The organism is uncultured Methanobrevibacter sp., assembly GCF_900316895.1.
Classification (GTDB): Archaea; Methanobacteriota; Methanobacteria; order Methanobacteriales; family Methanobacteriaceae; genus Methanocatella.
The window spans coordinates 1-8291 of sequence record NZ_ONER01000066.1; the positions used below are offsets into that span (position 1 = coordinate 1).

2 protein-coding genes and 2 pseudogenes are annotated in these 8291 nt (G+C 37.4%); all 4 read left to right on the forward strand.

Translation table 11 applies throughout. The annotated features are described in order from the left end of the window. Positions 1–774, forward strand: a pseudogene (locus QZN27_RS07420) (DNA polymerase II large subunit); the annotation flags it as partial. A 253-nt stretch (positions 775–1027) separates the two neighbouring features. Further along, positions 1028–3346 (forward strand): anaerobic ribonucleoside-triphosphate reductase, encoded by a 2319-nt coding sequence (gene nrdD, locus QZN27_RS07425; RefSeq protein ID WP_296785836.1) that lies wholly within the window; start codon positions 1028–1030, stop codon positions 3344–3346. A gap of 169 nt (positions 3347–3515) precedes the next feature. Then, on the forward strand, positions 3516–7082 hold the full coding sequence (locus QZN27_RS07430; protein ID WP_296785840.1) for a C1 family peptidase: 3567 nt from the start codon (positions 3516–3518) through the stop codon (positions 7080–7082). 129 nt (positions 7083–7211) lie between these two features. Continuing rightward, positions 7212–8291 (forward strand): annotated as a pseudogene (locus tag QZN27_RS07435) (hypothetical protein); the annotation flags it as partial.

Consider the following 8291-nt stretch of genomic DNA (forward strand, 5'->3'; position numbering starts at 1 on the left):
TTCCATTCAGCAAAACGTAGAAACTGCGACAGTGACGAAGATGCAGTGATGCTGCTTTTGGATGCATTGATTAACTTTTCAAAGACATACCTGCCGAATACAAGGGGAGGTAGTATGGATGCGCCTTTAGTTTTATCTTCAAGAATCGATCCTGAAGAGATAGACGACGAATCCCACAACCTGGACATATTCGAAAGGTTCCCTGTTGAGTTTTATGAGGAAACCTACACTCCTCACAAGCCTGCTGACGTTCTGGAATATATCGATAACGTTGAAATGCATTTGGGAACACCTGAGCAGTATGAGGGACTGATGTTTTCCCACCACACTTCAAACATCCATGCTGGACCTACAGTATGCCTTTACAAGAGGCTGCCTTCCATGAGGGAAAAGGTGGAGGCACAGATTGCGCTTGCCGAAACCATACGTGCGGTCGACCAGCGAGGTGTTGTCGAAAAGGTATTGACATCCCACTTCCTGCCTGACATCATGGGTAACTCAAGGGCATTTTCCAAGCAGAAGGTAAGGTGCACAAAGTGCGGTGCCAAATACCGCAGAATGCCTCTTACCGGAAAGTGCAGTTGCGGAGGCAATTTAATTTTATCTGTTTCAAAAGGATCAGTTACCAAGTATCTTGAAATTTCAAGAGATCTGGTCAACCGTTATCCGGTATCACATTACCTTGAGCAGCGTCTGGAGATTCAGGAGTTTGGTATCAACTCACTGTTTGAAAGTGACAAGTCCAAGCAGAGCTCGCTTGACGTATTTTTCTGATTACTTTTCAAATGCTCTCGGACAATTGATTTTTAATATGTTGAATATAGAAAATATCAGAGTATATGAACTTTGTTCGTAACAAGACGAACAATTTATATACCATAAAAATCTAAGTATTAAGTAGATGTTCGTATCAATACGAACAATAATTATACAAGTGATTACATATAGTAATAGCAGGTGAGAGTGTATGCTCTCTCAATATTGGATAATAAATTTTTTTAATAACTAGGAAAATGGTGTGAATTAAATGGAAAAAATATCAGAATTAGGAAATAACTTAGATAAAACCGTTAAAATTAACGTGGAGAAAAATAACGGTATAAAAGAAAGATTTAGTTACGAAAAATTAATGAAATCATTGATAATGGTAGAGACCCCATTCTTTGAATCTGACAAAATCATTGCAACTGTAGTATCTCAATTATACGATGGAATCAAAACCAAAGAAATCAAAAAAATCGTACACGAATGTTTAGAAGATATCGACCCAGAAATAGCTAACAAATACTTAGCAAGCACTCAATTAAAAGTACGTACCTCCAGAGATACTATTGAAGCATTTGACTTATCAAAAATCGCTAACACCTTAATTGAAGAAACCGGTGCTAGCCAAGAAACTGCTTTTGAAATTGCTACCGAAACCTGGAAGGAACTCAAAAAATTGAATGTGGAATACCTGACCGCCCCAATGATCAGGGAAATGGTCAACACAAAATTGATTGAATACGGTTTAGAAGATTTAAGAAGCCGTTACACCCGTTTAGGTATCCCTGTATACAACATTACCTCTTTAATCGAAAACGGTAACAGGGACAACGCAAACATGATACACAACCCAGAAAGTATCCACAAACACGTAGCAGACGAAGCATTAAAACAATACGCACTCTTAAAAATGTTACCTGCACACCTAGCAGATGCCCACATGGCCGGTGACATTCACATTCACGATTTAGAATTCTTCGCAGGAAGACCTTTAAACTGTTTACAACATGATATAAGAACATTCATCAGATACGGACTTAAAGTGGACGGTACCGGTGACCACACCTCCATTGCAGGTGCACCAAACCACATGGAAACCTTAATGAACCACACTGGTGAAATCATGCTTGCAGCACAACAAAACATGTCCGGTGGACAATCAATGTCCCTCTGGAACGTATTTGTCGCACCATTTGCAAGAGGAAGAACCTACGAAGAAATCAAACAAGCTGTCCAAATGCTTGTATATAACTTAAACATGGCTTACGCTGCAAGAGGATCACAAGTTCCATTCACAAGTATGGCATTGGAATTCGGTGTTCCTGATTTCTTAAAAGAAGAAACCGCATACGGACCAAAAGGTCAAGTTGTCGGAACTTACGCTGATTTTGAAGATGAAACCAGATTAATTCAAAGAGCATTCACTGAAACATTGCTTGAAGGAGACAATGAAGGAAAACCTCACTTATTCCCAAATACAATCTACACTCTCCGTAAAGAAACAATGACCAGTGAATACGAAGATGACTTAAGATTAGTTCATGAATTATCTGCAAAATACGGTTCATCATACTTTGTAAACATGTTCCCTAAATACAGAGGAAAAATGGCAAACTACATGGGATGCAGAACCTGTTTACAAGACACCTGGACCGGTGACTGGGACCAAGACTGTTTAAGAACAGGTAACCTCGCATACGTTACCTTAAACTTCCCAAGAATCGGATACCAATCCAAAGATGAAAGCCAAGTATTCGAATACTTAGACGAATACATGGACCTTGCAGTTGAAACCTTGATGCTCAGAAGAGAACAAGGATTAAAATGTTTAAATGATTTCCACATTTTACCATTCTTAAAACAGGATGTAAATGGAGAATCATACTACAGAATAGAAAATTCAACTTTATCCTTCGGTTTTGTTGGACTTAACGAAATGTTATTATCCTTATTCGGTGAAGGAATCGAAAACCCTGACTCCAACAAGTTCGGTGTAAAATGTCTCGAATATGTTAATGACAGAGCTAAAAAATTACAAGAAGAAACCGGACTCAGATGGTCTGTTTTACAAACCCCTGCTGAATCCACTGCTTACAGATTCGCAACTCTCGACAAAAAACAATTCAAAGACCAAGCTATCGTACAAGGTGACGGAAACGCTAACTACTACACCAACTCCTCACACGTACCAGTAGACACCGGATTATCCTTAATCGAAAAAATCAAAATTGAAGAACAATATCACGGTTTAACTCCTGGTGGTCACATCTTCCATGCATTCATGGGAGAATCCTACTCAGATCCAGATTCATTAATGAGTTTAACCAATAAAATCGCAAGAAAATCCGATATCGGATTCTGGGCTTACAGCTCAGCATTAAGCTTCTGTTTAAAATGTAAAACTTTAATGAAAGGATTAAACAATGTTTGTCCTACCTGCGGTGAACAAGAAGATGTAGAATGGTATGACAGAATTACCGGATACGTTCAACAAGTTGGACGTGCAAAATCTGCATCCGGAGGTTGGAACCCAGGTAAACGTCAAGAATTAATTGACAGAAGAAGATTTGAAGATAACTAAACAGTTATCTTCCTTCACACCATTTTTTTTAACACCCAAACCATCAAAATCATATTTTAATATCCATCTGAAATACTATATGCTCATATCAGACTAATTCTAACAATTTTCAAATAACCTTAAATAATTTCCAAAATATATTACATCATATATTATGGTGAGGTTTAATATGAAATTTAACAAACTGATTTTAGGCTCATTCATATTGCTCATATTGGTGTTTTCAATCACGGCAATATCTGCAGCTGATTTGAACGATACGGACGATACGAATGTGCTGAAAGATGAAAACATGAATGCCAACTCCTTTTCTGATTTAAATCGTGGCATTAATGATGCAGAATCGAATATTGATCTTGGAAATGACTATAAATATAACAATACAAAAGACCAGGACCATGTCAAGGGAATAAATATAATCAAGGATAACTTTGTAATAAATGGAAATAATCATGTAATTGATTGCGATAACAAAGCCAGAGCATTCAACATTATAGGAAACAATGTGGAAATTAAGAATTTAATCATTAAAAATGCATTTTACGAGCAAGGTTCAGCAATTTCAACTGTTTCAGCATTAACATTGAATAATGTGACATTTATAAACTGTTCAGGCAATGGAACTGAAAGCACTAATTTAGGGGCAATTCAAGCCCAGGAAAAACTGATTGTAAATAATTGTAGATTTTTCAACACCAGCGGATATGAGGGCGCTTCAATTACCGCCTATTCAACCGATGTGACCATAACAAATTCAACATTCATCAGCAGCTCCGATAAAATCTTCAAGGGACACATTTATGCATATGAATCCAATATAATAATCGAAAACTCTGATTTCCTGAATACCACATCAAAATATGCAACTGCAATATTTTGTGAAGGTGCGGGAAAATTGGATATTTCCAACTCAAGGTTTAAAAACCTACATGCCAATAAAACCGCAGGGGCAATCGCCACCAAACTAATTGACAGTTTGGGAATTAATAATTGTGAGTTCGACAACATATCCAGTGAAAATAATGGTGGTGCAATCTTTATAGATTCAAATGGAAATAAACAAAAAGAAATAAGCGTTGTGCTCGCCACCACCAGATTCAATGACTGCTATTCCTCATTTGGAGGAGCCCTTCTTCAATTGGGAGGAAATTTAATTCTTTCCTTTGCAAACTTCACATCAAATATGGCCGAATATGAAGGCGGTGCAGTCTATACCAGTTACGCACAAGTGCAGATTTACGAAACAAACTTCAAATCCAACACACTCAAGGATGAACTGTCTTATGGCGGAGCATGTTATTTCGACAAGGGAGACGTGTTTATCGGAAAAAACACCTTCGAAAATAACCTCGGTGTCAACGTTTCAACCATTTTTGCATATGACACCAATCTGACTTTGCAAAACAATTACTTCAACAATCCGTCAAACGCCACAAGCATATACACAGTATATGGAAAGGTATCATTCAATGAGAACAATTTCACCAATGACAAACTCTCACTCAATAACAAAAATAACAACTATAACTTTGAAGGCGTGACAAACCCATTTACAGTAATCAGCAGCCCATCATCCGTTGGGGAAATACGTAAAACATTTGATTTAAGGGACTACGGTTGGGTTTCACCTGTTAAGAACCAGGGATTCATGGGTGCCTGTTGGATGTTTGGCAGCCTGGGAGCATTGGAATCAGCACTGATGAGATATGCAAATGTGACATACTCCCTATCAGTAAACAACGCTCAAAATTCAATACTGAAATATTCAAAATATGGAACCGTAAACACCGTTGAAGGAGGAAGCGTTTTTGGAGCAATGGCTTATCTGATTGACTGGCTGGGAGTTTTCCCTGAGGAATATGACGGTTATGATGAGCTCGGAAAAATTTCTTCACTGTTCATAACTCCAGACAATATCCACATTGAAAATGCCGTTTGCGTTCCTGCAAGAAAAAACGCTTTGGACAATAATCTGATTAAAGAGGCTTTAATGAAGTATGGAGTCCTGTCAGTAAGCCACCGCGCAGACTTCGATGAAAGCAAGTATTACAACCAGGCACATGCCGCACAATACTATACCGGAACTATAAACGAGGGAACCCATAGGGTTTGTGTTGTGGGATGGAATGACACATATAGTAGAGACAACTTCTTAACTAAGCCTGCTGGAGACGGAGCATGGATTTGTAAAAACAGCTGGGGAACAGACTGGGGAGACAAAGGATACTTCTACATATCATATTACGACCTTTCATTTGCAAGTGATGAAAGTGTAACTTACATAATAACCAATGACACCTACAACAGGATCTATCAGAACGATGTTGGAGGGCAGATTGCAAAATACAATGTGAATTGCTACCGCAGCAACTTCATTGCCGATGAGGATGAACTGATTGCAGCCGTCGGAACCTATTTCAGCAATGAAGGGGACAATTATCAGTTTACAATATACGTCAACGGCGTAGAGGTCCATAGCCAACAGGGAAAAAGCAGCTTTGGAGGATATGAAACAATAAAACTAAACAAATACGTTCAAGTCAAAAAAGGCGACAAATTTACAGTACAATTTAAAAATAGATTATCTGTAGCCACTAGCCTCAGAATCAATATTCAAAATGGCCAATCCGAATACAGTACCAACAACGGCAAAACCTGGGTGGATCTGGCAAAAGCCGGTGATGTGGCTATTTTAAAAGCCTACACAATTTCCGATTTGAAAATTACCGAAAGTCTGGTGAAATATTACAGCAATGAAACTCCATTTGTCGCTAAAGTCAAACCGGGCGAAGAAGTCCTTTTCCAATTCAACGGAAAAACATACCCTGTTAAAGCGGATGAAAACGGAACAGCAAAGCTTGAAATAAACTGCAATGTCGGAAACTACTCCATCACAACAACATACAACAACATTTCGATTGTGAATTATATCATGATAAAAACCACAGTCGTCTCAAATGATGTCGAAAGAACACAGAACAGCAATTATGACCATAAAATACAGTTATTTGACTCCGCCGGAAAGCCATTGAAAAACACTAAAGTTGCGGTTTCCATCAATGGAAAATCAAACAGCTACACCAGTGACGGTTCAGGATACATAACCATCAAATTCACCAAACTGAATCAGGGCTACATGACAATTGCAGTTACAAATCCTGTAACCGGAGAAGTTAAAAAAAGCAAAATCAGTGTTTATTCAAGGTTCAGCGGTGCCAAAAACATAGCAATGTATTACTATGATGGAACCAAAGTTAAAATGGGCATACTTGGAGACGATGCCACTTTTGTCGGTGCAAATCAGATAGTGACAATCAAGCTCAACAAGAAAACATACAAGGTAAAAACAGATGCCAAAGGTTTCATCACATTCAAAATACCTAATACAGTAAAACCTGGAACATACGAGCTGACCGCAATATATAAAGGTGAAATTGATAAAAGAACAGTCAAGGTAAAGCAAAACCTCAAAATCAAAAAATACACAGTCAAAAAATCCGCCAAAAAGCTTGTCATAAAAGCAACACTCAAAAACGGCAAGAAAGCATTGAAAAACAAAAAGATAACACTGAAACTTAATGGCAAGAAATTCACCGCCAAAACCAACAAAAAAGGAATAGCGAAGTTCACCATTAAGAAAAAGTTTATCAAAAAACTCAAAAAGGGCAAAAAATACACAATGAAGGTGACCTACCTCAAAAACACAATAAAAACAACCCTGAAAGTCAAACGTTAGAGGAACATTTATTCCTCTTTTTTATTTTTTTTAGAATTTTCGATATTCTAACCAAAATCACCGCTACTTTTACTAAATTTAAATATTTTAGCGAACATATATCAATTTGTATAATTAATGAGGCCTAATATGAAATACAAAAAATTTATAATATATTCATTAATCCTGCTGATATTGATGTTTTCAATCACCGCAATATCTGCAGTTGATTTGAATGATACTAACAAAGACGTTTTAAATGACGTCAATACGGACACTAAATCATTTTATGATTTTGATGCGAAGATGTTTGATGCAGATTCAAATATTACCCTTGACAATGATTATAAATATAACGATTCAACGGACATGAATTATTTTTATGGAATTCACGTGAATACTGACGATTTCGTGATAAATGGAAATAATCATGTAATCGACTGCAACGGCAAAACCAGAGCATTCAACATTAATGGAAAAAATGTGGAAATAAACAATTTAATCATCAAAAATGGATTTTCCAATGGTGGTTCGGCAATTTCATCCACTTCAAAGTTAACATTGAATAATGTGACATTCATAAATTGTTCAGGCAATGGACAAAACAGCACTACTTTCGGAGCAATTTATTCCAAAGGGCAACTGACTGTAAACAACTGTAAATTTTTCAACACCAGCGGATCCGAGGGTGCCTCAATCACTTCCTATAATGGCAACATTACTGTAACAAATTCAACATTCATCAGCAGCTCCGATAAAATCATCAGGGGCCACATTTATGCATATGAATCTAATTTAACAATTGAAAACTGCAGTTTCCTGAATACCACCTCCAAATATGCAACTGCAATATTTTGCGAAGGAAAGGGAGACGTGAGGATTTATTGCTCAAAGTTCAAAAACCTACATGCCAACAAAACCGCCGGGGCAATTGCCACCAAACTAATTAAGGGCATATCAATAATTGATTGTGAATTTGAAAATGCCAGCAGCGAAAACAATGGTGGAGCAGTTTTTATAGACTCAAATGGAAATAAAGTTTCAAATACGTACAATACAAAAACAATGATTGTCCGGGATTCATTTAAAAACTGCTATTCCGGATTCGGTGGAGCAGTTCTTCAATTGGGAGGAACTTTAAATATTTCCGATTCAAACTTCACATCCAACAAGGCCGAATATGAGGGAGGAGCAATCTATACCAGCTATGCCCTTGTGCAAATTTACAAT

Excerpts from the sequence above, each read along its gene's own strand:
- nrdD (WP_296785836.1), top strand. The coding sequence starts at position 1,028 with ATGGAAAAAATATCAGAATTAGGAAATAACTTAGATAAAACCGTTAAA.
- QZN27_RS07430 (WP_296785840.1), top strand. The coding sequence starts at position 3,516 with ATGAAATTTAACAAACTGATTTTAGGCTCATTCATATTGCTCATATTG.